Origin of the sequence: Acinetobacter sp. YH01010 (assembly GCF_013420775.1) — a bacterium.
GTDB lineage: Bacteria > Pseudomonadota > Gammaproteobacteria > Pseudomonadales > Moraxellaceae > Acinetobacter > Acinetobacter amyesii.
Genome location: NZ_VOYF01000008.1, coordinates 95,995 through 119,461, shown reverse-complemented (window position 1 = coordinate 119,461; position 23,467 = coordinate 95,995). Strand labels below are relative to the sequence as shown.

General features: G+C 39.0%; 26 protein-coding genes and 1 pseudogene. 16 read left to right on the top strand and 11 right to left on the bottom strand.

The window, feature by feature from the left end:
• Nucleotides 1–99 precede the first annotated feature (99 nt).
• From FTT77_RS09255 to FTT77_RS09225, 7 genes are all read left to right on the top strand, one after another.
• On the top strand, nucleotides 100–1,320 hold the full coding sequence (locus FTT77_RS09255) for an MFS transporter (protein WP_180109182.1): 1,221 nt from the start codon (nucleotides 100–102) through the stop codon (nucleotides 1,318–1,320).
• Between the two features lie 235 nt (nucleotides 1,321–1,555).
• Nucleotides 1,556–3,727: a bifunctional mannitol-1-phosphate dehydrogenase/phosphatase gene (mtlD, locus tag FTT77_RS09250; protein ID WP_180089918.1), complete on the top strand. Its 2,172-nt coding sequence runs from the start codon at nucleotides 1,556–1,558 to the stop codon at nucleotides 3,725–3,727.
• Nucleotides 3,728–3,919: 192 nt separating this feature from the next.
• A complete protein-coding gene (locus FTT77_RS09245) occupies nucleotides 3,920–4,594 on the top strand; it encodes a 2'-5' RNA ligase family protein (RefSeq protein WP_180011401.1) in 675 nt (224 codons plus the stop codon).
• On the top strand, nucleotides 4,591–5,112 hold the full coding sequence (cobU, locus tag FTT77_RS09240) for a bifunctional adenosylcobinamide kinase/adenosylcobinamide-phosphate guanylyltransferase (protein ID WP_180049616.1): 522 nt from the start codon (nucleotides 4,591–4,593) through the stop codon (nucleotides 5,110–5,112). The genes FTT77_RS09245 and cobU overlap by 4 nt, the downstream gene beginning before the upstream one ends.
• Complete coding sequence (gene cobT, locus FTT77_RS09235; protein WP_111884330.1) at nucleotides 5,109–6,161, top strand: nicotinate-nucleotide--dimethylbenzimidazole phosphoribosyltransferase; 1,053 nt, start codon at nucleotides 5,109–5,111, stop codon at nucleotides 6,159–6,161. Before cobU ends, cobT begins: the two co-directional genes overlap by 4 nt.
• Nucleotides 6,162–6,785 carry a histidine phosphatase family protein gene (locus FTT77_RS09230; RefSeq protein ID WP_180049618.1) on the top strand — a complete coding sequence of 208 codons (624 nt, stop codon included), beginning with the start codon at nucleotides 6,162–6,164 and terminating at the stop codon, nucleotides 6,783–6,785.
• Complete coding sequence (locus FTT77_RS09225; protein WP_180022108.1) at nucleotides 6,782–7,528, top strand: adenosylcobinamide-GDP ribazoletransferase; 747 nt, start codon at nucleotides 6,782–6,784, stop codon at nucleotides 7,526–7,528. The genes FTT77_RS09230 and FTT77_RS09225 overlap by 4 nt, the downstream gene beginning before the upstream one ends.
• Nucleotides 7,529–7,595: 67 nt before the next feature.
• Here the strand turns inward: FTT77_RS09225 and FTT77_RS09220 are convergent, their stop codons facing one another.
• Both FTT77_RS09220 and FTT77_RS09215 read right to left on the bottom strand, forming a co-directional pair.
• Nucleotides 7,596–8,306 (bottom strand): LrgB family protein, encoded by a 711-nt coding sequence (locus tag FTT77_RS09220; RefSeq protein ID WP_171262654.1) that lies wholly within the window; start codon nucleotides 8,304–8,306, stop codon nucleotides 7,596–7,598.
• The gene (locus FTT77_RS09215) at nucleotides 8,303–8,755 is read right to left on the bottom strand and encodes a CidA/LrgA family protein (protein WP_180022109.1); all 453 of its coding nucleotides are present in this window, start codon (nucleotides 8,753–8,755) and stop codon (nucleotides 8,303–8,305) included. Before FTT77_RS09215 ends, FTT77_RS09220 begins: the two co-directional genes overlap by 4 nt.
• Nucleotides 8,756–8,852: 97 nt before the next feature.
• Here FTT77_RS09215 and FTT77_RS09210 point away from each other — a divergent pair, with 97 nt between their 5' ends.
• Together FTT77_RS09210 and FTT77_RS09205 are read left to right on the top strand one after the other, a co-directional pair.
• Nucleotides 8,853–9,752, top strand: coding sequence for a LysR family transcriptional regulator (locus tag FTT77_RS09210; RefSeq protein ID WP_180007851.1), 900 nt, complete (start codon nucleotides 8,853–8,855; stop codon nucleotides 9,750–9,752).
• A gap of 149 nt (nucleotides 9,753–9,901) precedes the next feature.
• A complete protein-coding gene (locus FTT77_RS09205) occupies nucleotides 9,902–10,381 on the top strand; it encodes a helix-turn-helix domain-containing protein (protein WP_180007850.1) in 480 nt (159 codons plus the stop codon).
• 82 nt (nucleotides 10,382–10,463) lie between these two features.
• Here the strand turns inward: FTT77_RS09205 and FTT77_RS09200 are convergent, their stop codons facing one another.
• The 4 genes from FTT77_RS09200 to tusD are packed head-to-tail and all read right to left on the bottom strand — an operon-like array spanning nucleotide 10,464 to nucleotide 11,889.
• On the bottom strand, nucleotides 10,464–10,775 hold the full coding sequence (locus FTT77_RS09200; protein ID WP_111884335.1) for a TusE/DsrC/DsvC family sulfur relay protein: 312 nt from the start codon (nucleotides 10,773–10,775) through the stop codon (nucleotides 10,464–10,466).
• Between the two features lie 48 nt (nucleotides 10,776–10,823).
• A complete protein-coding gene (locus FTT77_RS09195) occupies nucleotides 10,824–11,111 on the bottom strand; it encodes a DsrH/TusB family sulfur metabolism protein (RefSeq protein ID WP_078190986.1) in 288 nt (95 codons plus the stop codon).
• A 13-nt stretch (nucleotides 11,112–11,124) separates the two neighbouring features.
• Nucleotides 11,125–11,475 carry a hypothetical protein gene (locus FTT77_RS09190; RefSeq protein ID WP_078193833.1) on the bottom strand — a complete coding sequence of 117 codons (351 nt, stop codon included), beginning with the start codon at nucleotides 11,473–11,475 and terminating at the stop codon, nucleotides 11,125–11,127.
• 45 nt (nucleotides 11,476–11,520) lie between these two features.
• Nucleotides 11,521–11,889 carry a sulfurtransferase complex subunit TusD gene (tusD, locus tag FTT77_RS09185; RefSeq protein ID WP_078190984.1) on the bottom strand — a complete coding sequence of 123 codons (369 nt, stop codon included), beginning with the start codon at nucleotides 11,887–11,889 and terminating at the stop codon, nucleotides 11,521–11,523.
• 314 nt (nucleotides 11,890–12,203) lie between these two features.
• Between tusD and FTT77_RS09180 the strand changes: the two genes are divergently transcribed.
• The 4 genes from FTT77_RS09180 to FTT77_RS09165 all read left to right on the top strand — a co-directional run bounded on the left by FTT77_RS09180 (nucleotide 12,204) and on the right by FTT77_RS09165 (nucleotide 16,772).
• Entirely contained in the window at nucleotides 12,204–12,800 is a 597-nt protein-coding gene (locus FTT77_RS09180; RefSeq protein ID WP_180026274.1) for a phosphatase PAP2 family protein, read from the top strand.
• A 518-nt stretch (nucleotides 12,801–13,318) separates the two neighbouring features.
• The gene (locus tag FTT77_RS09175; protein WP_180003741.1) at nucleotides 13,319–14,326 is read left to right on the top strand and encodes an SDR family NAD(P)-dependent oxidoreductase; all 1,008 of its coding nucleotides are present in this window, start codon (nucleotides 13,319–13,321) and stop codon (nucleotides 14,324–14,326) included.
• Nucleotides 14,327–14,524: 198 nt separating this feature from the next.
• On the top strand, nucleotides 14,525–15,919 hold the full coding sequence (gene fumC, locus FTT77_RS09170) for a class II fumarate hydratase (RefSeq protein ID WP_180003739.1): 1,395 nt from the start codon (nucleotides 14,525–14,527) through the stop codon (nucleotides 15,917–15,919).
• 361 nt (nucleotides 15,920–16,280) lie between these two features.
• Nucleotides 16,281–16,772: a hypothetical protein gene (locus tag FTT77_RS09165; RefSeq protein WP_078193829.1), complete on the top strand. Its 492-nt coding sequence runs from the start codon at nucleotides 16,281–16,283 to the stop codon at nucleotides 16,770–16,772.
• 127 nt (nucleotides 16,773–16,899) lie between these two features.
• Here FTT77_RS09165 and FTT77_RS17610 read toward each other — a convergent pair.
• A pseudogene (locus FTT77_RS17610) lies at nucleotides 16,900–17,686 on the bottom strand (IS3 family transposase); the annotation flags it as partial.
• Nucleotides 17,687–18,071: 385 nt separating this feature from the next.
• On the opposite strand from FTT77_RS17610, the gene FTT77_RS09160 reads away from it, so the two are divergent.
• Together FTT77_RS09160 and FTT77_RS09155 are read left to right on the top strand one after the other, a co-directional pair.
• Nucleotides 18,072–18,284 (top strand): DUF4177 domain-containing protein, encoded by a 213-nt coding sequence (locus FTT77_RS09160; protein WP_168378641.1) that lies wholly within the window; start codon nucleotides 18,072–18,074, stop codon nucleotides 18,282–18,284.
• Nucleotides 18,281–18,493, top strand: a complete 213-nt coding sequence (locus FTT77_RS09155) for a hypothetical protein (protein ID WP_168378640.1) — start codon at nucleotides 18,281–18,283, stop codon at nucleotides 18,491–18,493. The genes FTT77_RS09160 and FTT77_RS09155 overlap by 4 nt, the downstream gene beginning before the upstream one ends.
• An 85-nt stretch (nucleotides 18,494–18,578) precedes the next feature.
• Here FTT77_RS09155 and FTT77_RS09150 read toward each other — a convergent pair whose 3' ends face one another.
• Nucleotides 18,579–19,064, bottom strand: a complete 486-nt coding sequence (locus FTT77_RS09150; protein WP_078188537.1) for an Lrp/AsnC family transcriptional regulator — start codon at nucleotides 19,062–19,064, stop codon at nucleotides 18,579–18,581.
• 216 nt (nucleotides 19,065–19,280) lie between these two features.
• Entirely contained in the window at nucleotides 19,281–20,141 is an 861-nt protein-coding gene (locus FTT77_RS09145; RefSeq protein ID WP_180007848.1) for an alpha/beta fold hydrolase, read from the bottom strand.
• A 173-nt stretch (nucleotides 20,142–20,314) separates the two neighbouring features.
• Here FTT77_RS09145 and FTT77_RS09140 point away from each other — a divergent pair, with 173 nt between their 5' ends.
• A complete protein-coding gene (locus tag FTT77_RS09140; protein ID WP_180007847.1) occupies nucleotides 20,315–20,776 on the top strand; it encodes a hypothetical protein in 462 nt (153 codons plus the stop codon).
• 273 nt (nucleotides 20,777–21,049) lie between these two features.
• On the opposite strand, the gene FTT77_RS09135 is transcribed toward FTT77_RS09140, so the two are convergent.
• Nucleotides 21,050–21,286: a hypothetical protein gene (locus FTT77_RS09135; RefSeq protein WP_078188534.1), complete on the bottom strand. Its 237-nt coding sequence runs from the start codon at nucleotides 21,284–21,286 to the stop codon at nucleotides 21,050–21,052.
• 559 nt (nucleotides 21,287–21,845) lie between these two features.
• Nucleotides 21,846–23,138 carry a branched-chain amino acid transport system II carrier protein gene (brnQ, locus tag FTT77_RS09130; RefSeq protein WP_180007846.1) on the bottom strand — a complete coding sequence of 431 codons (1,293 nt, stop codon included), beginning with the start codon at nucleotides 23,136–23,138 and terminating at the stop codon, nucleotides 21,846–21,848.
• Nucleotides 23,139–23,467 lie beyond the last annotated feature (329 nt).

The window sequence follows — 23,467 nt, the reverse complement described above, 5'->3', positions numbered from 1 at the left end:
ATCAGGTTTAAAGCACGGTATCGTGACTTACAAAATAGAGGTGGCTTAAGTCACCTCTATTGTTTATAACGTAGCCATTAAAAATGGATAACAAAAATAATGGATCGAAATAACAAACTGTTTATTGCTGCCAGTCTTGCCAATGGTGCAAGTTTCTCGATGATATTGCCGCTGTTGGCGCCATTGGTTCGAGAGTTAAAGCTTTCTGAACTACAAGGCGGAGCAATGGTTTCCGTCGGTGCGCTGCTGATGGCTATCGGTGCGATTTACATTTCAAAAAATCAATCCAAGTTTTCGATTTATCAACTGTTGAGTATCGGTTTTGTGGGCATGGCTGTGACATGGGGGCTATTTACTGCAGTGTTGATGTATGGCCTTTCTGTTCAGATAGGGATGTTGTTGCTGTTTAGTTTACTAATGCTTTCACGTGCAGCCACTGGGGTATTTATGGCGATGCCACAGATTGCCTTGCAAACTTATGTGATGACTCGTTTTAACAATGAGCAGCAGCGTTCACAAGCAATGTCAAAATTCGGTGCATTAAACAGTGCAGGCGTGATCATTGGTCCATTTCTAACAACCTTACTGTTGGGCTTTGGTGGAATCATGACGCCGCTTTGGGCAGCAATCATTATTTTAGCGTTGATTTCTGCGGTCTTGGTGTTCAGCTTTGACCGACATACCGAACAGCATAGCGTTGAAAAGCCAGTGACAGAAAAGCATGAGTCACCATCTACGGATTTGAGCATTCAGCAATGCTATCCATGGTTAATGTTGGGATTCAGTCTCTATCTTGCCATCGTGACAGTGAATTTAACGGCAGGGTTTTATATTCAAGACCGCTTTAATATGACTGCTGCAGAGGGTGCAGTGCATTTTGCAGAGTGTTCTCTCGTCGTGGGTATTGCTTTGGTGGTGATGCAAACGCTGATTTCTAAGTATTTAAATTGGTCCGTATATCGCTTACTGTGGGTTGGGCTGTTTAGCATGGCAGCAGCCTTGCTGATTTCGGTTTTCACCAATGAATTACGGATATTTCAAGCCACGTACCTGTTATATGGTATATCGGTAGCATGTTTAATCCCTGCATTTACAACGGGTGCAGCGCAAACGGCGCCCAGTGCGTTACAGACTAAGGTGGCAAGTTGGTGTACAGCCACTCAGGCTTTGAGTTTTGTTGTCGGGCCACTGATTAGTACGGGTTTATACCAGTGGCACAAAGAATTTCCGTATTATTTTTTATTTTTAGTGATGCTTGGTTTAATCGTATTCTTTTTATTTCAAACCAAAACTCAAACCGTGAAGCGAGTAACTGAGTGAAATATGCAGAGACTTGTATACTTACTTCAATAGGTCGGTGTGAAGATAGGCCTATCCTGACAACAGTGGGTTTTGATTACATGATGTTACTTGATCAGCGATTGATTTTACAAAATAGATTTTAAAAGCAAGCTTTTTGATTAAAAAATAACCACAATTGTTTCATTAATTCTCAAAGTACTGAATCAATAGTTTTCTCCGTTATTCTTTTCACATAAAAAATAACGGAGGTTAAATGCTTAAATTTAATAATGATTTGGTTCTGGGCGCCATTTTTGATATGGATGGAACAATGTTTGATACTGAACGTTTACGGTTTCAAACATTGAAACAGGCATCTCTTGAATTGATCGGTGTTGAGTTTTCCGAATCATATCTGATGAATTGTTTGGGGTTAAGTGCACAAAGCGCGCATCGATTGGCCCAAGCTGAATATGATGAAAACATTCCATACGCAGATATTCGCAAACGCGCAGATGAATTAGAGTTGGAGCATGTTCGTCAGTTTGGTGTACCGATCAAAAAAGGCTTGGTTCAAGTATTAGAACGCTTACGTAAGTCAGGACTGAGGATGGCCGTGGCAACATCGAGTCGCCGTGCAATCGCAGAAGAATATCTCATCAATGCCAATGTGTATAAGTTCTTTGATGTCTTAGTCTGTGGCGATGAAGTTGAAAATGGTAAGCCACATCCTGAAATATTTATGCGTGCTGCCGCAAAGCTGAATTTAAATCCTGCTGATTGTTTGATGTTTGAAGACTCGGAAAATGGTGTGACTTCGGCCTTTGAGGCTGGCGGTATTACCGTACTGTTTAAAGATATTAAATCGCCCAATCAAAACATGCTGTCCAAAGCCAAATATTATTATGAATGTATGTATGACTGTTTGACGGAACTTGACCCGTTCACTGCGCATTTAGAGATGCCGCATGTGCAAGAGGCTTTTCCACAAACCCTTAATCAGCTCACTGTTGGTATTCATGGTTTTGGGGCGATTGGTGGTGGTTATTTAGCACAAATTTTGTCGCATTGGGATGGTTATACACGCCCGAAAAAAATTTATGCATCGACTCGTAACCCTTTATATCGTTCTGCGGTCAATGCATTTGGTACCTATTGTATTCGCTATGGTCAATTGTCTTATGACGAACGCATTGAAAACATGGCAGTCATTGATGCTGAAAATATTCAGCAGATGCAAGAGATGTACACAGAGTCAAGTTTGGTTGCCATCTGTTTGCCTGAAAAAGCGATTGCAGAAGAGGCCAAAACCATTGCACAAGGCCTGTATGCACGACATATTGCACATGATGAGAAAGCCATCGAACCTCTAACGATGCTGATCATTTTGAACAAAGTCGGAGCAAAACAATTATTAATGTCACATTTAAAACAGGCTTTAACTGAGCTTGCTGGAGCGGTTGTTGCAGAGAAAATCATGCAACAACACTATTTTTGCGATACCGTGGTCAACCGCATGGTATCTAAGTTAAGTGACCAAAACTTATATCGTCAGCTCCGTATAAAATATAATATCTTCAAACAATTTCAATTAGATGAAGTTGAAGTGAATGCTCAATTAGACTTAGAAGATGCGACGAAATTAAATCCTGATCAGGAACGTCAAGCCACTTTATATGTTGAGGATATGCGCCGAAATTTCCACCCAAGTCATATATTGCAAAGCATGGATTTAATTTTATTTAACGCAGAATCTGACATGCCGATCTATGTAGAAAATAACAGTCCTTTGTTAGAAAAAATGCGTCAAATGATTTTGGTCGATCATATTGAAGATATTCAATTAATTAAAAATCGCTTATGGAATGGCGTACATGCCATGTTGGCTTGGCAATCAGCACTGTTCAATCATCAAACCATAGGTGTGGCACTTGCAGATCATCGGGTTGATCAATTTATGCATGAACTTATTGACGAGGTGCAGGCTGGTTTAGCACGACGCTTACCAAATCGTGCTTTTGATCTAACACGACTGGCAGAAAGCTTTATAAACTCTTGTGAACATGCGTATAAAGATCCATGTGCGCGTGTGGCACGAGATCCTTTACGTAAACTTGCAATTAATGAACGAGTGTTGGGCTCGTTGGCGACCAATGTGAAATATGGACTGGAGACAACGCACCTACAGCAAGGTATTGTCTATGGTTTGATGTATGCCGTGAGTGTTAATCAATGTTCGATGGATCAGGCTATCAACTTTATCCAGTTGCAATTTTCAGAACTGAAAAAGACAAACGAGCTTGAACAACTGGAACGTATTGAACAGATTGAGGCCAATGTAATGATACAGTTGCAGCATTTTTCTGATCAGTTCACAGAGCAGTTTACATCTTGGAAAAACCATGCTGTAACGCAAGATCAGAAAGATACTGCGAAATTTGCCTAAAAATATAATGCTTATCTGTGCGCAATATATATTGAATCAAAATGCTGAGTATGACTCGGCATTTTTTTTCTTAAATAGAGGTCTTAGATGAATGAATTTCAGTTCTAACTGAATATTACTAAATCAAAATTGGGTAAAGTCTGTTTTGATTCATGCTTTAATAAAGCAGATTGAATTTAAAGTGATTTATCTGTGTTTCTAAAACCTTCAACGCAAGTCGTACCGACGCTCAATCAGGATTATCCCGATTGGCATCAAGGTCGTCAGCACTATGCTTTGTGGTATCTAGAAATACAGGATCCTAAATTATTGGAATATCTCACAGCACTTCGAGCGCAGTTTTCAGATCTTTTATACACGCCGAATACGCGCCAATTTCATATCACCGTGTTTATTTGTGGTTTTTTTGAAGAGCTGAATAAAACCCAATTAATCGATCATTCTGAACAACGATGGAATGATAATTTCTCAGCAGATGAGTTGGCACTGCATCAACAACAACTTCGACAGTTATCGCTATCTAATATTCGGCTACGTACAGGTCAGATCCATAGCTTTCAAAGCGCACTGTTTATTGAAATTTTGGATTTAGATCGTAAGTTTGATCATCTACGTCAAGCTTTCAATGTAAGCTCGAATGAAATTGCACCGATCGAATATTGTCCGCATATTACATTGGGCTTGTATAAACAGGCATGGAATAGCGATGATATTTTTGAAAGAATCCAACAAGTTGAACAGCACAGCTTTGATTTTGAAAGCAAGCAACTGACTTTTGGTCATTATCAGGCTCAAGTATTACAAGGGGCATTGAGTGCTTATTATCAACATCAGTTCAGACAAAATATAGAGATGGCACAATCATGATTCATTTCATTTTGGGTGGGGCACGTTCAGGTAAGAGCCGACTTGCAGAACAAAAAGCTAAAGCGAGTGCTCAAGCCGTCATCTATGTCGCTACGGCACAAGCATATGATGAGGAAATGCAGGAGCGAATTCAGCATCATCAAGCTGACCGTCCTGAGCATTGGGGGCTGATTGAAGAGCCTCTATATTTAGCCGACCGCTTAATTGAAATAGACCAAGCTCATCAAACCATTCTTATCGATTGTTTAACGCTGTGGATGAGTAATTTATTGCTGCATGAACAAGCAGATTTTCAACAGCAACAATGCCAAAAATTACTTACGGTGCTGCCAATATTAAAGTCAGACATTATTTTAGTCAGTAACGAAACTGGACTGGGCGTTGTTCCCATGGGACAAATCAGTCGAAAATTCGTCGATGAATCTGGGCGCTTACATCAACAAATTGGTCAAATAGCTGACCATGTGGTGTTTTGTGTTGCAGGTTTTCCAATGATCTTAAAAGGAGATAAAGCATGAACTGGTGGCAAGAACCCTGTCAAAATCCGAGTATCGAAGCTAAGCAACAGGCGGTAAATCACCAGTTACAGCTAACTAAACCTACGGGCTCGCTTTCAGAACTTGAAAATGTAGCGGTGCAACTTGCATCATTACAAAACACGGATCAGCCTAATATCGATTTCCCATGGATCACCATCTTTGCAGGTGATCATGGCGTGATGGAAGAAAATATTTCGGCCTACCCACAAGCTGTCACACGCCAAATGCTACAAAACTTCACGACCGGTGGTGCATGTATTAGTGTCATTGCACGTGAGTATCAAGCCAAACTACAAGTGATTGACTGTGGTTCGGTAGGCGAAGCTTATGAATATGCAGGGGTAGAGCGCTACTGTATTGCAGCGGGTACAGCAAATTTTGCTAAAACTGTTGCGATGAGCGAATCACAATGTATTGAAGCGATGAATCTTGGCCGTAAAAGTGTTGAAGATGCTATCGCTGCACGTGCGTCTATTTATGTCGCAGGGGAAATGGGCATTGGCAATACTTGTTCTGCTTCTGCTGTTGCATGTTTTTTATTTAATGAGCCGGCCGAAAAACTGACAGGTGTTGGTACAGGTATTCGTGCTGAACAATTGGCACATAAGAAACAAGTGATTGATCAAGCTTTAGCCTTACATCAGGACTATGTTGGCCAAGATGTCTTTAAAGCCCTATGTGCCGTAGGTGGTTTGGAAATTGCCGCGATGGTTGGAGCATACATTCGCTGTGCGCAATTGGGTCTGGCAATGGTCGTTGATGGATTTATTAGTACGGTTTCTGCCTTGGTCGCTGTTCGTTTAAATCCTGCTGTACGTGAATGGATGCTTTTTGGTCATCAATCGGCTGAATATGGGCACCAGCGTTTACTTCAAGCCCTTGAAGCTGAACCACTCTTAAAGTTGAATTTACGTTTAGGTGAAGGCAGCGGTGCCGGTGCGGCCTTGGGTTTAATTCGTTTGGCATGTCGTTTACATAACAACATGGCGACTTTTGCACAAGCTGCTGTGATTGGTGAAAAAGTTTAAATGGAACATTTCCGTTTAGATATATTGCGTCATGGTGAGACTGAACTGAGCCATACCTTACGTGGCTCTACAGATGATGCTTTGACGCAAAAAGGTTGGCAGCAGATGCAGCAGACCATAGATGATGTATTGAACGTCATTCATACACACGGTTTAGCGAGCTGGGATGTCATCATTACTTCTGACTTACAGCGCTGCCGTTTATTTGCTTTAGATTTGTCTCAACAACTTAAACGTCCAATGTTTGAAAATGCGAAGTTTCAAGAAATGCATTTTGGCGACTGGGAAGCGGTATCAACCAAGCATATCTATGAAAACACTCCAGAGTTACTCGCACAGTTTTGGCAAAGTCCCAGCACATTTACGCCACCGAATGCAGAAAGTCTTCAGCAATTTCAACAAAGGATCTTAAGCGGTCTAGATGAGCTAGTCTTGCAGGCTCAACAGCATCATTGGCAACGCGTTTTATTGGTTTCCCATGGTGGTGTGATTAAATTATTAAAATGTATGGCACAGCAAGGTCACTTAGATGATTTATTAAAAATGACGGCTGAATTGGGACAATTAAATTCATTTCTTGTTCAAAATCGCGCAAATATCCGTCTTTTGGAGCAAAGTGAATGACACCTTTTTGGATTGCTCTACAGTTTCTCACGACTTTTCCGATTCAACTTAAAGCGATGCCATCGAAACAGCAAAATGGACAGTCTTTACTGTTTTATCCAGTGGTGGGATTGCTGATCGGTGGCATTCTTGCCTTGCTTGCTTTTACATTTCACAGCCTGCCAATCATCTTACTCAGTAGCATTTTGCTTGTGGTTTGGATTTGGCTCACAGGTGGGTTACATCTAGATGGTTTAGCCGATACGGCAGATGCATGGGTCGGTGGCTTTGGTGATGCCGAACGTACACTTAAAATCATGAAAGACCCTGCATGTGGGCCGATTGGTGTGTTGAGCCTCGTCGTGATTTGCTTACTCAAATGGTCGGCGCTTTATGTTTTGCTACAACAGCAAATGTATTTGGCATTAATTGTATTTCCAGTATTAGGTCGTTTAGCCCCTTTATTTTTGTTTTTAACAACTCAGTATGTTCGTGAAAAAGGCTTGGGCTCATCGATAGCAGCAACTATTCCACGAAAGTCGGCATACCTGGTCTTTATACTCTGCCTAAGTGCATGTTTGTATTTTAGCTGGACTGGAGTGGTGAGTATATTCGCGTTTATTTGTACTTTACTGTATTTGCGATGGAAATTTATTCAGCGTATAGGTGGCGTAACGGGAGATACAATTGGTGCAGCGATTGAAATTACAGAAGTGTCGAGTCTCTTAGCGTTTGTCATAGCACTACATTATGTAATTGCTTAGTTTTTACAGTGAAATGACTTAACTCCTGATTTAAAAAAAGCCCAGCTATTGCACTGGGCTTTTTATTTTATCCCAACAGATAAATGACTAAATGAATAAGTGATGGCCCAAGCAATACCATAAAGACCCCAGCTAGTACCATGCTCAAGCAGGCTGCAACACCTTCTTCTTTATGACGTGATAACGCCTTACTTGTACCAAATCCATGTGCAGCATTGCCAAGAGCCGCACCTTGCGCAAAGCGTGAATGCAATTTAAGCCCAGCCAAAACTAGGTCAGCCAAAGCCACGCCGGCAATCCCAGTAATCATGGTAAATAGAATCACCAATTCGACTGACCCCCCAATATTCGAGGTAAGTTCCATGGCAAAGGGGGTAGAAATGGAACGTGCCATTAAGCTATAAGACGTTTCTTGGTCAAACTGAAACAACTGTGCCAAATAAAAAGCACTGATAATTCCTGCTAACATGCCAATCACGATGCCCAAACTAATACTCAGCGCATGCTGACGGATAATTTGCCGATATTCATAGATGGGAATAGCAAAGGCCACAGTTGCCGGGCCGAGCATCCATACAATCCATTGGCTTTCTTGCATATAGGTGTCATATGAAATATGAAAGCAAAGCATGAGTATAATCAGCACAAACGGGACGAATAGTGCAGGGGAAAGAACCATATACGGTAACTTACGATGTAGCTTTTTCGCCAAAATATAACCGACAAGGGTCAGGACGAAAAACAATACAGAGATGCTGTTCAACCCAAAATCGTTCATAAGGTTTTTCCTGCTGTGTTGACATCATGATCTGTCGCAGTTTGGTGTTTCGCTTTAAGTTTTGCCTCGAGTTTAAAGCCCCAATAAACCGTAAATGCTGTAAACACCATGACACAGACGGTACCCAGTACCACGGCTAAAATTAACTGCCAGCCAGAGCTGAGTAATAAATCTTGATATTTAATTAATCCAACTACACAGGGGATAAAGAATAGAACCAGTTCAGCCAAAATAAAATCTGAGCCTTGTTTGATCCACTGCATTTTAAATAAACCACTCAACAATGCGGCTAAAAGGAGCAATAAACCAATCACGCCAGCAGAGATCGGCAAGTTAAACCAAGATTGAATGCAAGAGCCAATCCACCAGATCAATATCAATAAACTTAGCTGCGCTAAAGTTTTAAGAAACTGGGTAAATTTGGAAGTAGATTGTGGAAACGTATCCATGAGACGACAGTAGAATAGGAGATGACGCTATTTTAAAAGTGCATACCCTGTATAATTATGAATAATTAATTATTAATTATGCTTAAATGGAATAATAATGGACATTAAAAGCCTAAAAGTCTTTGTGACCATCGTACAAAAACAGAGTTTTAGTCATGCAGCAGAAGCGCTTTTTGTCACTCAGCCGACCATTAGTAAATTAATTCGTCAGTTAGAAGACGAGATCGGCGTGCCTTTATTTCATAAAGGAGAAGCAGGTCGAAAAAGGGAAGCACAGCTCACCTATATGGGAGAGCAGATTTATCAGCATGCCTTAGTGATATTGAATGAACAACAACGGATGCTTGATACCGTTACCCAAGTTCGTGCCTTAAAACAAGGTAAATTGACCCTAGGTTTACCGCCATTGGCATCAGTGTTGTTCAGTCAGTTAATCGCGCTGTTTCATAAAAAATACCCCAATATTGAACTGAGCTTTTTTGAGGTTGGGGCGACAGGTATAGAAAGTGCCATTTTAAAAAAACAGGTCGACGTCGGGATTATTTTGGGTCACTTGAAACCGGTGCTGAGTGGTATTCCAGTGATGGAGTCACCTTTGTGTCTATTGTCCAAAAAAAACTCACAGTGGCGTAAGCGAAAAACCGTTTCGTTGATTGAATTAAAAGAAGAATCCTTTTTATTGTATGACGATACCTTCACACTCAATGACATCATTATACAGGCGGCAAATTACGTCGGATTTGAGCCCAATGTAGTGTGTAAAAGTAGCCAGTGGGACTTCATCGCCAAAATGGTAGATTCAAATGTCGGGATTGCACTCCTGCCTAAAATTTATTGTGAACAACTTGATGCGGCAAAATACCATATGGCTGAATTAGAAAATCCAAACCTAGACTGGAAACTCAGTATGGCCTGGAATACCACTGTTGCCATGAGTCCCGCAACGCGTGCATGGCTAGAAATAATTGAGGACAATAAAGACAAAATACATTTTTAGTTCATTTACAGATCAAGCAGATAAAATGAATGCGTTGAAACGATGGTGGATTTATGATTTGTACATCAAAGATTATTGAAAAGGATTTTGCAAAATCAACAGGCATGAATTAAATTGGGTGTTGGTCGTTATTTTTGATGGTTCATAAAATGAAATGGGATGATATTGGTCAACAACCGTGTTCAATCGCTCGTGCGCTTTCAGTGCTAGGGGATCGTTGGACCATGTTGATTATCCGTAATGCATTTATGGGCATTCGACGTTTTGATGACTTTCAACAAAATCTCGGTGTGACGCGTCATGTGTTATCCGACCGATTAAAGCGTTTGGTTGAAGAGGGTATTTTAACCAAAGTTGCTTATGTCGAGCGTCAGGAACGTTTTGAATATCGACTGACGCAAAAAGGCTTAGACTTGTATCCAATCCTTTTAGCTATGACACATTGGGCCGATCAATATATGGATCAGGGCTTGGGATCACCTGTTGAATATGTCCATCAGACATGTGGTGAAAAGTTTAAACCCGTTTTAGTGTGTTCATGTTGTGCAGAACCGATCCAAGCCAAACAGGTCAAACCAGTTTTTACCCAAGCCTATTACATCGCTCTCAATCAATTAAAACCTGCCTAAGCTGTTTTATGGCTTTCTTCAAGATGCTGATTTGCATCCATATAGCCAAAATAGCCTAAGCAGTATTTAGATTACTTTAAAATTACAAACAATTTGCAGGTTTAGGGATGCCCGCTAAACGACTTAAATGTCGAGCGACCAAACCGGTGTTAAATTTGTCTTGTAAAACTGCATTATTAATATCAGCGCTCACGGTTTTCATTAAAAATTTAATGAGTGGGCGAGTTGCCGGTGAGTGACCAAACTGTTGATAAAACTGTCGTACAGCTTGTAAAACTTCAAAATGCCAAGGGCTTAACTCAAGTTCTAAACTTTTAGCCAGTTCTTGGGCAACAGCTTCATTCCAAATAGTGTAATCCACCAAATGGCCATCTTGGTCTAATTCAAGATTCATATTCATTCCAAAAGAGAAGATTGTAGAAATGGATCGCTTTTACTCAAATTATTTGAGTGAAATACATCGTTTAAATCTAAGGCATAGATCAGCAAAAGCGGCATAGTCGATCACTTTCATATGACTATAATTCATACTTTTACCTAAAATCTCAGCATCATTTTCAAGTACATAACATGTGCCAAATTGCTGAATTTGTTCATCTGCAATATGTAAGACTGCTTCACCCATCAAGATAATTGCATCTTCAGGATTGATTAAACTGGCTAACTGCTGGATGTGCTGTAGGGTATTGGCATAGCTGGCTTGGACTAAATACAGCGTAGAATTTGACATCATCATTCCTCTTTTACCAATACAACACATGATCAAATTGTTGAATTAATTCAGTATTGAATTGAACAAACTCTAGTTCTTGTTCACTGTTGATCACAAAAGGATGCTGTGAATTTTTTTGTTCAATATAAATCGGGGTGAGATCGTAAAACTCAAAGCTATCAACCATGTTGGAAGCGAGTTTAAACGCATGCTTGAGCTGACTAAACTCTTGTTCTGCCTGAAGTAAGCTCAGCGCAGCATCTTTGAGCAACACTTTAACGTCACAGCCGAAGGTTGCAAGCACCATGGTCGCAGAAAGACTTTCATGTACTTGTAAGCTTGCAAGATTTGCATGGGTTAAAACAACCAGTACAGATTTCACGTAATTTTCCTTTTCAATGCTACAAATGCGCGGCAATCAAAATACTTAGAATTGCAATAAACGGTCAGCAGCTTGTACGGCATCGGCGAGTTCGCCTAGGCCCACAAGTTCAAATTGCTCAGCTAGATTATGTTGCTGAATATTGTGACGCTGTGCATTTTCCTGATCTGTGATCCCACGTGCGAGAGCTGCACTTACGCAAACAGGTAAACGAATGCCGAGTTTTTGCCATTCACTACTGAGTTTGCGTTGATCATCTGGCACCCATTGCAGGGCATTTGCGACATTTACACCATCTTGATAGAAAAAAACCCGAAAGTTTTCGCCTTTTTGCTTCAGCGCTTGGGCAAGACCCAAAGCATGCCAAGCCAATATCGAAGTGGGTGAGGAGGTAATTAGTAATAGAGTACTCATCGAAATTCACTAAATGAATAAACGGTCTAGATCGACAGTTTGTTCTGAGTTCAGAAGAAAAAGCTAGTATACAATGATTTACTCAATGATCTGAATATTTGCACAGTTTTGCTTATTTAGGCAGCACTGCCATTGCAAATTTTTCTTCAAATAGAACGATTGGTATAACATTGGGTTTAATTTGGATTCAGCCTCGAGCCATCACTTTTTCATAAATAAACTCTACGGTTACATACTGAAAAATCTTTATATGAATAAAACGCAATTTTTGATTTTACAGAGTGCTATGATCTTTTCATTTTTTAAACCATCTCATGAATATAGAGAAATTTAATTTAAGTTTATTTAATTCAATCAATGCTTCGGACAATGCTTTAGATTTCACTATTTCTTTTGCCATATTTATTGCCAATGATCTATTTTATATCGTGATTCTTTTGATGTTTTTGGCTTGGTTTAAAGGCAGTTTTGACACCAAAAAACAAATCGTTAAAGCCACAGTTTTTACAATCGTCGCTTTTCTTATCAGCCAAGTGATTTCGAGTTTCTTTTACTATCCTAGACCCTTTGTCTTGGACGTCGGACGCACGATTATAGAACATTCACCGAATGGATCCTTCCCGAGTGATCACATGCTGTTTTTTAGCACGATTGCATTTTCTTATATATTTTCAAAGCAAAAAACCGTCGGCTATGTATTTCTCGCATTCGCTTTTCTTGTGGCGTGGTCGAGAGTCTATTTAGGTGTGCATTATCCAATGGATATGGCGGGCGCGTTGATCATCGCTGTTTTGCTTAATTTTGTCGGACTGTCTTTATGGCGAAGCTATGGTTTTCATTTGGTGAGCATGATATTAAAAGTTTACGAGTTCCTATTCTCAGCCATGATTAAAAAAGGCTATATCCGCTAAATTAAGTTGCTTAGATATTTGCGATTTCAAACGTTTGCTGCTGTTATAGTTACATTGCCAACATCTTGCCAGATGAATATTTATGATGATTCATCTGGCGTTCACATCCAGATTCTATACCTCAAAAAATAGTCAGACTGCTCAATTCCATTTGCTCATTCGAGCAGGTGTTTTCTAGTTCGACTGTCCTACATCAAATATTTAGTAGTGCGAATTTTTTTTAAATATCTTCTTCTAAAAGCGTTCACTCAAATACCACGTAATCTTGAGATTTCTTCAAAATTGATTGGCTAGCGAGGTCATTTTTCGTAAATCAAATACAGTTAATATTCATAACTGCAACACAGTCAAAATTCCAAAGCAGTAAGATAAAACTAGAATGCTCTTGCAGATTGTTCGGCTCATGGAAAATGCTGAGGCGAGGTTTAATAATTTTGATCTGTAGAAAAGTTGGTGACTACTTCAAGATGATGCCAAAGAGTTGTAAAAGCTTGATAACTATAAGGAGTATCTAAACAATGATTTTAGTGACTGGTGGTTTAGGCTTTATAGGCTCACATATAGCCTTGAGTTTAATGGCTCAAGGTCAAGAAGTCATTATTGTGGATAATTTATCCAATGCAAATTTACAAACACTTGAACGACTAGAATTTATTTCAGGCATGTATGTGCCTTTTGTCAAACTCGATATTCGCAATACTCCCGCACTCAATAAAGTATTTGAACAATATACCGTCGATGCTGTCATTCATACGGCAGGCTTTAAGTCATTGGAAGAATCCGTCCTTAAACCACTTGAATATTATAATGATAATGTCAGTTGTATCATGAGTTTGCTGCGTGCCATGCAGCGAACAGGTGTACGAACACTGATCCATTTATCAAGTTTAGCGGTATATGGTCAGTCGTCGGCAGAATTAACAGAAGACACAGAAATTAATTTTACCTATCCAAATCCCTATGTGAAATCTCAACAAATGGTGGAAGAAATTATACGGGATACTGCACGTACGGATAATGAGTGGAAAATTGCGATTTTGCGTTTAGGAAACGTCGCAGGTGCTTTCGAGCATGCAGTTTTAGGTGAGTTTGTAGCGCCATTGCCAAAAAATATCGTGCCACTAGCGATGCAAGTTGGGGCTTTACAACGAGATTTTATCGAACTTCGCAAACAAGCTAAAACTGGAGATGGTACTGTGGAACGGAGTTTCTTGCATGTACTCGACTGTTGTAAGGCGGTGTGGCAATGTTTGCAATGGTTGTCGCAGCAGCAATTCGCCTGTGAGGCTTTTAATATTTCAGGTGAGTTGGTTTCGATACAGCAACTATTAGATACGCTTTCAGAAGTAACTAAGGCCGAGATTAAGACTGTCGAATCTACTTTTTATCCAAGCCATGAATATGACCAGCTTGGGGCAAGTACACAGAAAGCGAAAAGTACTTTTGATTGGCAGCCTGAACAAGATTTAAAGAAAATGCTAGAAGATGAATGGCGTTTCTATCAACAAACATTAAGAGGTAATTAACTCGTCTTGTATTGGGTGAATTTAATCATCGTGCATGATTTTCTTTATAAAATCACGATAAAGATTATCAAATAAACCACTTATAATTGATAATGGTTATTATTTACAAGTCTAAACAAGTTACCTAAACTGTATTTATCAGCAGAATTTGATTCTGCACAGACGTTCAATTTTATAGATAAGGATATGAGGTCATTTATGCAAACACGTATTGAACATGACACAATGGGCGATGTTGAAGTACCTAGCGATGCGATGTGGGGTGCACAAACACAGCGTAGTTTGCAAAACTTTAAAATTGGTGGTGAACGTTTACCACGTCCAATGATTCGTGCAATGGGTCTCGTTAAAAAATCAGCAGCGATTACTAACGCAGCATTGGGTCAAATCCCTCAGGAACTTTCTGGTTATATCGTCAATGCAGCCGAAGAAGTGATCTCAGGGCAGTGGGATGCACAATTTCCACTGGTAGTTTGGCAAACTGGTTCAGGTACGCAAAGTAACATGAACTGTAATGAGGTAATTGCCAATATTGCCAATCAAAAACTGGGTAATCCGTTGGGCTCACAAAAACCTGTCCATCCCAATGATCATGTCAATCGTGCTCAATCGACCAACGATTCATTCCCAACCGCAATTCATGTGGCTGCAAGTCTACAAATCAATGAGCTTTTAATTCCTGCAGTAACAAAACTGCGTAATACCTTAGAAGCTAAATCTAACGATTTTAAAGATATTGTTAAAATTGGCCGTACACATTTACAGGACGCAACGCCTTTAACATTAGGCCAAGAGTTTAGCGGCTATGTTTCACAGCTCGATCATGGTTTGAAGCGTTTAAATCAAGCTTTAGAAGGACTGTATGAATTACCACTAGGTGGTACAGCGGTCGGTACAGGTCTGAATGCACATCCTGAATATGCTGTAAAAGCAGCAGCAGAACTTGCGAAACAAACGGGTCTGCCATTTGTCACTGCGCCAAATAAATTTGAAGCACTAGCAGGGCGTGATGCAGCTGTATTCGCGTCGGGTGCTTTAAAAACACTTGCTGCAAGTTTAAATAAAATCGCCAATGATGTGCGCTGGTTAGCCAGTGGCCCACGCTGTGGTTTTGGTGAGCTACGTATTCCAGAAAATGAACCAGGCTCAAGCATCATGCCAGGTAAGGTCAATCCAACTCAAAGTGAAGCCATGACAATGGTGGTTGCTCAAGTACTTGGAAATGACACAACCATTAATGTTGCCGGTGCATCGGGTAACTTTGAATTAAACGTGTTTATGCCTGTTATTGCCTTTAACTTATTGCAATCTATTCAACTCCTCGGTGATGCATGTAATAGCTTTAATGACCACTGTGCAGTAGGCATTGAGCCAAACCGTGAAAAAATCGATCATTTCTTACATGATTCATTAATGTTAGTTACGGCACTCAATCCTGTAATTGGTTATGAAAATGCTGCAAAAGTTGCTAAAACTGCATATAAAGAAGGTAAAACTCTAAAGCAAGTTGCGGTAGAACTCGGTTTAGTCACTGCAGAGCAATTTGATGAAGTGGTTCGTCCTGAGCAAATGGTTTTACCCAATACCAAATAAATTGGTTTGAGATCATTCATCTAGAGTGTTTGAAAATAAAAAGAGGGGCTGATTCATATTCAGCCTCTCTTTTTATTGGATATATGATTGAATTATTTTTCAACTAGTTATTGCCTAACACAGATTCTTTGGATTCATATTCATCTTGAAATGTATGTATAGAAACCAGACGATTTATTAAAAATAGGGGAACGAACAAAATGAAGAAAGGCCTGATGATGAAGCGAGTAATTCATTGGATTGGGCTTTGAATTCATTGGCACACTTGTTAAAATGCCTTTCTTTTTCTGTTTTCGTTGCTATTTGACATTTGTTTGAATAAATATTTGCAAGACAGTGTTTTATTTAAGGATTTCCCCCAATGCTCACCATCTATTTGACAGATGTCCAAAAGAACGTTCAATTTAAAGACTATCCGGGCGAGCATCCTGTTAAATTTGTTTTGAATTTTAAAAAGATTTTCCCAAGTGTTATGGAGCTTTTGCTACCAGTTTTGCCTGAGAATGAAAATCTAGAAGAAATGAGCTGGGAATCAACAACGACAGATTTTGAAAAATTTAAATTACTACTCAGTGGGTGGGGCGTAATTGAGCTACGTTTGAATGCTATTGCCCAATATAAAGACCGTGCTTATGCAGATAACTTGGTAAAAAAAGCACAGCAAAAACGTAAAGAATATAAAAAAGCACAGTCAAAATTACAAACCGTTGAACTTGATTATTTATTCATGCACGAAGTTCATGGTTTGATTGATGCAGAGTTGGTCGAGCTAGGTGAAAAATTCTATCTACCGACTTTACGTGAGCTTTGGAAAAACCAAGTGTCAGCGAATGTATTAGAAGCAAAATTCTAAACTGCACACAGTTTTAGTCGAAAAATCCTCCGCTTAGGAGGATTTTTTATATGCACAGCAGAACTTCAGATTTACTGCGGCAAGTGACTGTTTCATAGTGACCCATCAAGCAAGTGAAGCATTGATCCTAAACAATATCGTGAACGGTCATCCCTTCTAAATACTTAAAATATTTCTGCTTAAAGGCTTTTAGACTTAACCAGTCATTTGTAGAAGGTCGTCTAATTCGATGGTAGTAAACTTTGAGAATAATACAGCATCGGTTTCTTTTCTAGTAGTAAACACTACCGTGAATCACATGGTCTTTTAATGTGGGAGACAAGCTTCGCTTACTGCATTATCCCATGAGCAGCATACTGTGTAAGGTCGCGACGGTTGTATACTAGAATACCGTTATTCATCAATAAATAGCCCCTACAATCATGATTACAGTACTTCGAGTCTGTGAAGTATTGCTTTGCAAGGAAATGTACCATGCACCTGTTTGGATAACCTTGATGAGCTACTGCTTAATTAAATGCATTACACGCATATCAATTGATGGTCTGATTTTACTTGACCATTACAATGGCTAGTTTGCCAACAGACAGTACAACGACTAAATAAACTTAGCATCCACATAAATACAACCCATCTTGCTTGGTACTGATATAAGTAATATCCGTTGTATGCTTATATTTGCGTGCAACTTTATTCAGTAAACTTAGCTTTTTAAATATTCTTAGATTCTACAGACAGAACATTCATTCATACGATAATCAAGATCATGTATGTCATGGACATGATTGTGCGCCTAAATGAGTATGATGCTGCCAATGGATAGCTTTCAAATCATCATACATAAATAAATCTAACATTTTTCATGCATAGAAGCGTGAAGTGCTGACACCTAGATATTTGCAGGCAGAAGAGACTGCAGTGATTATTTTTAACTGATCGGTGATAGATTTAAGTAAGTATATCGTTGCTTTGAATACTTTCTTAGCTTTACGAGTATAGGGCTATGCTGGCAGCATGTCGAAAGACACAGCAAACTATTAGCGAAAGAGTCTCTCAAAGATGCTAAAACTTGAAAATCATAAATGCGGACATTAAAAAGCCCCATGGTTAGGGGCTAGTCGTATCACTCGCGTGATACTCATATAAGGCTCATCTCATACTGCATGTATTAAAACATAAAATCGAAAAAATTGCTGAGCAAATTAGGCGGGTAAAACTAGGTTATTTTAGAAAAAAGCGATCGCTATACTTTGCCCTGAACATTTGTTCATTTCACTATAACCATAAAGAACTATATTGATGAAAGAATATAAAGTTGTTATCTATCAAGAAGGCATGCTGGGATCTTTACTGCTTGGCTCTTCAAAAGTTGATCCTGTTAAATTCACCAATTTTTTAAATCAAAATGCGCAGCAAGGTTGGGCGGTGATTACGATGGAAAAAGATATCCGCCGTATGCTACTTTTTTGGAAGCGTGAAGCTTATGTAGTTGTTTTGGAGAGAGAAATATGAAATATGGTGTCTTTAGCGCACTTATTATTTCAGTTTTATGGGGGTTATTAGCCATCGCTCAGTTGTGGTTTGAGTTGCTCAGTGTCGAAGTATTTACCAAAATAACCGTCACTGTGGCGATTCTAGAAGCCATCATTATTATCGCAACATTGGTCATACGTGAGTATTTGACAGATAAAAAATTGAAAAAAGATGGCTTTATAGATTAGACCGCATAAATAGGGCGATTGAGTGCTGAACTCAATTGCCCTTAAATTTTAAAGTCATCTTATAGATTAAATCTATATTGGCTCATTACTCAATCATCATAAGGTCAGCACTGCTGGCAGATTTTAATTGTCGTAGCGCAAAAATAGAGCGTGTATGGCGTATACCTTTCATAGAATATAAGTTTTTACGCAAAAAACGCTCATAGTGTTCAGCATTTTTAACCGCAACTTTCACTAAATAATCGTAATCGCCAGTGACTAAATGTGCCTCTACCACTTCTGGCATATTGGCTAAAGTTTCACTAAATTGATCTAAAATTTCATCATCGTGACGTTCTAATGTGATTTCAATAAAGAATAATTCATTGATCCCAATCGATTTTGGATTGATGTTGGCTGTATAACCATCGATAATTTTTAAATTTTCTAGACGTTTTAAGCGTGTCCAACATGGCGAAGAGGAGAGACCAACACGTTCAGAAAGCTGGGCTATGGTGAGTCGTCCATCTTCTCTTAATGCGGATAATATTAAACGATCAATTCTGTCGAGGTTGTGTCGTGCTTCACTCATGCCAAAATAGAATATAATTGAGAAAAAATAGTTATATCATTTTTTGCAATGGTCGGCTGAAGAAAATTAGCACACTCGGACTTGCAATGCAGATTTTAAAGATAGAAAAATAAATTATGTAAGGTGTTAGGCAGGGTGATTGAAGCTAAAAATAGAAAATCTTGTGCAGATTATAAAAAGACCACTCAGCCGGATTACTGACTGAGTGGCAAAAACTTAAGCGTGTAACTGTTGTTCAATGATCGGCCATAGGTTTTGATGTGACGATTTAAACATCAACATATGTCCGATGGCTTTATGACCTGTTTCTTTCGGTTTTAACTCAATCATTTGAGTCGAAGCATTCGGGTATAAGCGCAGCAAGTCTTTGACATTGGCTTCCGTGGCGATTTCGTCATCAGAGCTCCATACGGCAGTGATCGGACAGCTCACCTGTTGATGAAAATCATGCTGAACAGTTTTGCCTAAGGCGTTGATGACATAACCGGGTTTGCTACAAAATTCAGCCCATTCACGAGCAACATCTTTTGGCAAATTTTCACCCATGCCAATCGCATTAGTCGGGCCATAGCCAATGGTATAGCGTGCAATCGGGAAGATCACATTAAACATCACTGGAGCTAAAAGCTTGGTGCGACCTTTAAGATCTTTGACATGACCTGTAGAGCCAGAAACAGCAACCACTTTGGCAACTTTGTCATAATTTGGCACGATACCTAATAATTGTCCGCCTGCGCTATGACCGAGTAATATGACTTTAGGTGCCTGCGTTTTACTGATCAAAGCGTCGATTGCCGCAGGGATATCTAGCTGCCCCCATTGCACAATACTTGCTGTCGATTGTTTTAAAGGGCTGTGTAGCGACTCACCAATACCACGAAAATCGAAAACTAAAACGTCATAGCCTTGTTGGCTCAACCATGTTGCATAGCTATTATAAAATTGCTTGGTAATGCCTGTGGCTGGACAAATCAACACAGGTAAAGCCTGTTTGAGCTCTGTCTGGTGCGGATAAAAGCGCGCACTCAGTGAATAGCCGTCTTGGCAATGAATCGTGAGTTTTTCAGATGATGACATGATTCAAACTTCATGGGTGTGTTCCGATGTCACTAATTTACACAAGTTCCAAAAAGAAACCTGAAAAGAGTATGACTCTAAAGTCATGTCATAACAGGTTTGAAGCAAGTACTATTGCAGAAGAAATACAGATAAAAATAATGCGTATAATTGAACAATGGATGTAAATTAAAATGGACATGCTTCAACTTTCGAGTGCAGTAAAAATTGCGATAGTTTTTAGTGGGATTTATTTATGGGTAGGTATGCTCACAGGTGTGTGGAAATATGCACAAATAAGGCAGTCTGAACTGGCACGTGCGCATTATTATGTAGATATCGCACATCGGAGCAGTTTGTTATACGCCCCAGCGACGCTTATTTTAGCGGTATTGGCCTATTTTTCAGCACTTCCACATACACTCAATTTACTCTTTGTAATCATCAATTTGTTCTTTTTTAGCTTTTCGATTTTAAGCTATGTGCTGCATGGCTTTTTAGCTGATACCACCAATCAATTTAAAGTACCGCACGTCTTAGGCAAATGGCATTTACCTAAATGGATGATGAGTATGGCAATGCTTGGATTGGTGATTGGCGAGTTAATTGCAACACTCGGATTGCTCTTCGGAGTCATCGTTAAATTTTGGTTTTAAGCAAAGTAGTATCAAATAAAAATCGTATCAATTAGATTGGAGGCTAATCAGGAGATAAAAGCTTTTAAAGTGCAGACGATTGTTAGGTCGAAGAATTTATATAAACAAAATTTTAAGTTCTGCAGAATTGAAAATTTATGAGAAAAGGCTGATGATTTTCTGGTTATTTTAGGGATTATTTGTATTGTTATTTAAAAAGGATTAAATGATCGAGAAGGTGGGGGTGGCATCTTTCTTTTTTCAAGATGGATGATGCCTCATCCATCTTCTAACTTAAAATTCTGTTGATTTTTGCTTTCGATATTTGTGGTCAATGACTGCCCATAAATAAAAGGCTACAGAGACAATAAGCGCATAAGCAAAATATTCAGGTCTTAAATTTCCTTGTATTAAGCCTTGAATAAGTAGTGTCAGCATGAGAGCAATAGTGGTGCTTGTATAGGTCACCATGTTCTTATTTGCCTTCAGAGCGTTAATGAAGAATTGCTTTTTGAAATGTACTGATAACATCTCCACCCCTCCTTGTTGTTGTTTAGCCAAAACCCATGATTTTGGTCAGGTTTGAACTACTGTTGTACTTCGAAACTAGAAGTATTTCAATAGCAAATGTCATTATTTTGTCATAAAACTATGTTAGATCATCGTATAAGAATAATCATTTTATTCATATACTAAATATTATGAATCTAAAGGTGTTGACTGGTGAGTAAAATGGTCGATGCATAATATCTATGTATGAATAAGCAATATATATACCAACACGGGTATATCGGCTTTATGACACGAAACCGCCTAGCTTACAGTCTGAATCGGGCTTAATCATGGAGTTTGTGTACGGTGTATTTTGCAGAAAGTATTTGTATTTTAACTATTATTATATTTTGTAGCCAAAGGGCTGGATTTTTTTCTCATCATGAAAATAAAACTTTATTAAAAAAGTTCAATGACTTAGGATTTTTGCGCTGTAGTAGGACAAATAAAAGTCAGTTTGGGTAAAACTCGACAATTATTGGTCACAGGTAAAATCGTCATTCGGGTAAAACTCCGATTTTAGACAGGTCAAAAAAGGTTATTTTTTAACTTTGTCAATTACAGCAGCAATAATCAGCACAATCACAGAAGGGATCAGCCATGCTAAATTTTGTTGAGCAAGCGGTAGATTGGCAATAAAGCTTGGAAGCGCATCTTCGAAACCAGCTACTTTTAAACCATCAAAAATACCGAAAATAAACGCACAAGCGGTAACAGGAGCAATAACTCGTGATGGTGAAATAAACCATTTAGAGCAGAAGCTAAGTAGGATAACTGCAATCGCAGGTGGATAAATCGCACTTAGAACAGGCACTGAAACTGCAATGAGTTTGGTTAAACCTAAGTTTGAAATCAGCAGTGAGAAACCAACTAAAATGAACACAAAAACTTTGTATGGAATTTTAGTCAATTCTGAGAAATATTCAGCACATGCGCAGGTCAAGCCAATCGCGGTCACCATACATGCAACAAAGATCATTGCAGATAGGAAATAAGCGCCCATATCACCAAAAGCATGTTGTACATATGCATGCAGGATCACTGCACCATTTGTTGCATTTGGAGCAATATCATGGCTGCCCATACCGAGTTTGAACAAGCTGATATAAACCAGTGTAAGTCCAATACCAGAAATAATACTGGCAATGACAGCATACTTAGTGACGAGCTTACTATCCGTTACACCGCGTGAAGTAATGGCTTTTACGATCACGATACCAAAAACTAAAGCGCCTAAAGTATCCATGGTTAAATAACCATTGACCACACCTTCTGAAACTGGTGCAGCCACGTAATTACCAATAGCAGGTGGAATCACACCGGCAGGGATAAAGAACGCAGAGATACCCAGTACAATGAGACCTAAGATCTTGAGTGGTGAAAGGAAATAACCCACAGTATCCAAAATTTTGTTTGGATAAAGTGAAACAATCGTCACTAATGCAAAATAAATCACGCTATAAATTAGCAGACTGTTTGCGCCGTTACCAAAATAAGAAGAGAAACCAATTTCATAAGAAACGGTAGCTGTACGAGGTGTTGCAAATAAAGGTCCAACAGCTAAGTAACACGCGACAGTAAGGATAATGCTGGCTGCTTTACCCAAAGGTGAACTTAAAACTTGAATAGAACCTTCAACACGCGACAAAGCAATAATCGTGATGACAGGTAGACCAACTGCGGTGATTAAGAAACCAAATGCAGCTAACCAAACATGTTCACCCGCTTGCTGTGCGACAATTGGTGGGAAAATAATGTTGCCTGCACCAATAAACAGTGCGAAGGTCATAAAACCTAAGGCAACAATATCCCGTGTACGAAGACTTGTCATAAAGGGGAGATGAACTGTGAAAAAAGGCAATTTTAGTGCAATTAAGCTCGTTTTTGGAGCAAAATTTATAAATCGTATAGATAGTTTTTATAATACGAATCATGAATATATTGACAGATAAAATAATGTTTTATTTATATTTATGATAAATAAAAGAAATTTATTGTATATAAATTTTTTATAGAAATATGTTTAGCGATTAAGATTTATCAGATATAAATCAATTGTTCTAATTTTCAGCACTAAATAGGATGCTATAAGCCGAATAAATGCAGAAATATTGGCTGAATAAAACAAAAAAAATCTAAAAGGTCTATAATTCGGTGTAT

Bases quoted from the DNA above. Each gene is read 5' to 3' on its own strand.
- FTT77_RS09150 (WP_078188537.1), bottom strand. From the start codon at position 19,064: ATGAGTGAAGCACGACACAACCTCGACAGAATTGATCGTTTAATATTA.
- FTT77_RS09140 (WP_180007847.1), top strand. From the start codon at position 20,315: ATGGACATGCTTCAACTTTCGAGTGCAGTAAAAATTGCGATAGTTTTT.
- FTT77_RS09155 (WP_168378640.1), top strand. From the start codon at position 18,281: ATGAAATATGGTGTCTTTAGCGCACTTATTATTTCAGTTTTATGGGGG.
- brnQ (WP_180007846.1), bottom strand. From the start codon at position 23,138: ATGACAAGTCTTCGTACACGGGATATTGTTGCCTTAGGTTTTATGACC.
- mtlD (WP_180089918.1), top strand. From the start codon at position 1,556: ATGCTTAAATTTAATAATGATTTGGTTCTGGGCGCCATTTTTGATATG.
- FTT77_RS09230 (WP_180049618.1), top strand. From the start codon at position 6,162: ATGGAACATTTCCGTTTAGATATATTGCGTCATGGTGAGACTGAACTG.
- FTT77_RS09200 (WP_111884335.1), bottom strand. From the start codon at position 10,775: ATGAATCTTGAATTAGACCAAGATGGCCATTTGGTGGATTACACTATT.
- FTT77_RS09165 (WP_078193829.1), top strand. From the start codon at position 16,281: ATGCTCACCATCTATTTGACAGATGTCCAAAAGAACGTTCAATTTAAA.
- FTT77_RS09225 (WP_180022108.1), top strand. From the start codon at position 6,782: ATGACACCTTTTTGGATTGCTCTACAGTTTCTCACGACTTTTCCGATT.
- FTT77_RS09145 (WP_180007848.1), bottom strand. From the start codon at position 20,141: ATGTCATCATCTGAAAAACTCACGATTCATTGCCAAGACGGCTATTCA.
- FTT77_RS09255 (WP_180109182.1), top strand. From the start codon at position 100: ATGGATCGAAATAACAAACTGTTTATTGCTGCCAGTCTTGCCAATGGT.
- FTT77_RS09210 (WP_180007851.1), top strand. From the start codon at position 8,853: ATGGACATTAAAAGCCTAAAAGTCTTTGTGACCATCGTACAAAAACAG.
- FTT77_RS09205 (WP_180007850.1), top strand. From the start codon at position 9,902: ATGAAATGGGATGATATTGGTCAACAACCGTGTTCAATCGCTCGTGCG.
- FTT77_RS09195 (WP_078190986.1), bottom strand. From the start codon at position 11,111: ATGTCAAATTCTACGCTGTATTTAGTCCAAGCCAGCTATGCCAATACC.
- FTT77_RS09135 (WP_078188534.1), bottom strand. From the start codon at position 21,286: ATGTTATCAGTACATTTCAAAAAGCAATTCTTCATTAACGCTCTGAAG.
- FTT77_RS09180 (WP_180026274.1), top strand. From the start codon at position 12,204: ATGAATATAGAGAAATTTAATTTAAGTTTATTTAATTCAATCAATGCT.
- FTT77_RS09215 (WP_180022109.1), bottom strand. From the start codon at position 8,755: ATGGATACGTTTCCACAATCTACTTCCAAATTTACCCAGTTTCTTAAA.
- cobU (WP_180049616.1), top strand. From the start codon at position 4,591: ATGATTCATTTCATTTTGGGTGGGGCACGTTCAGGTAAGAGCCGACTT.
- FTT77_RS09175 (WP_180003741.1), top strand. From the start codon at position 13,319: ATGATTTTAGTGACTGGTGGTTTAGGCTTTATAGGCTCACATATAGCC.
- FTT77_RS09160 (WP_168378641.1), top strand. From the start codon at position 18,072: ATGAAAGAATATAAAGTTGTTATCTATCAAGAAGGCATGCTGGGATCT.
- cobT (WP_111884330.1), top strand. From the start codon at position 5,109: ATGAACTGGTGGCAAGAACCCTGTCAAAATCCGAGTATCGAAGCTAAG.
- fumC (WP_180003739.1), top strand. From the start codon at position 14,525: ATGCAAACACGTATTGAACATGACACAATGGGCGATGTTGAAGTACCT.
- tusD (WP_078190984.1), bottom strand. From the start codon at position 11,889: ATGAGTACTCTATTACTAATTACCTCCTCACCCACTTCGATATTGGCT.
- FTT77_RS09220 (WP_171262654.1), bottom strand. From the start codon at position 8,306: ATGAACGATTTTGGGTTGAACAGCATCTCTGTATTGTTTTTCGTCCTG.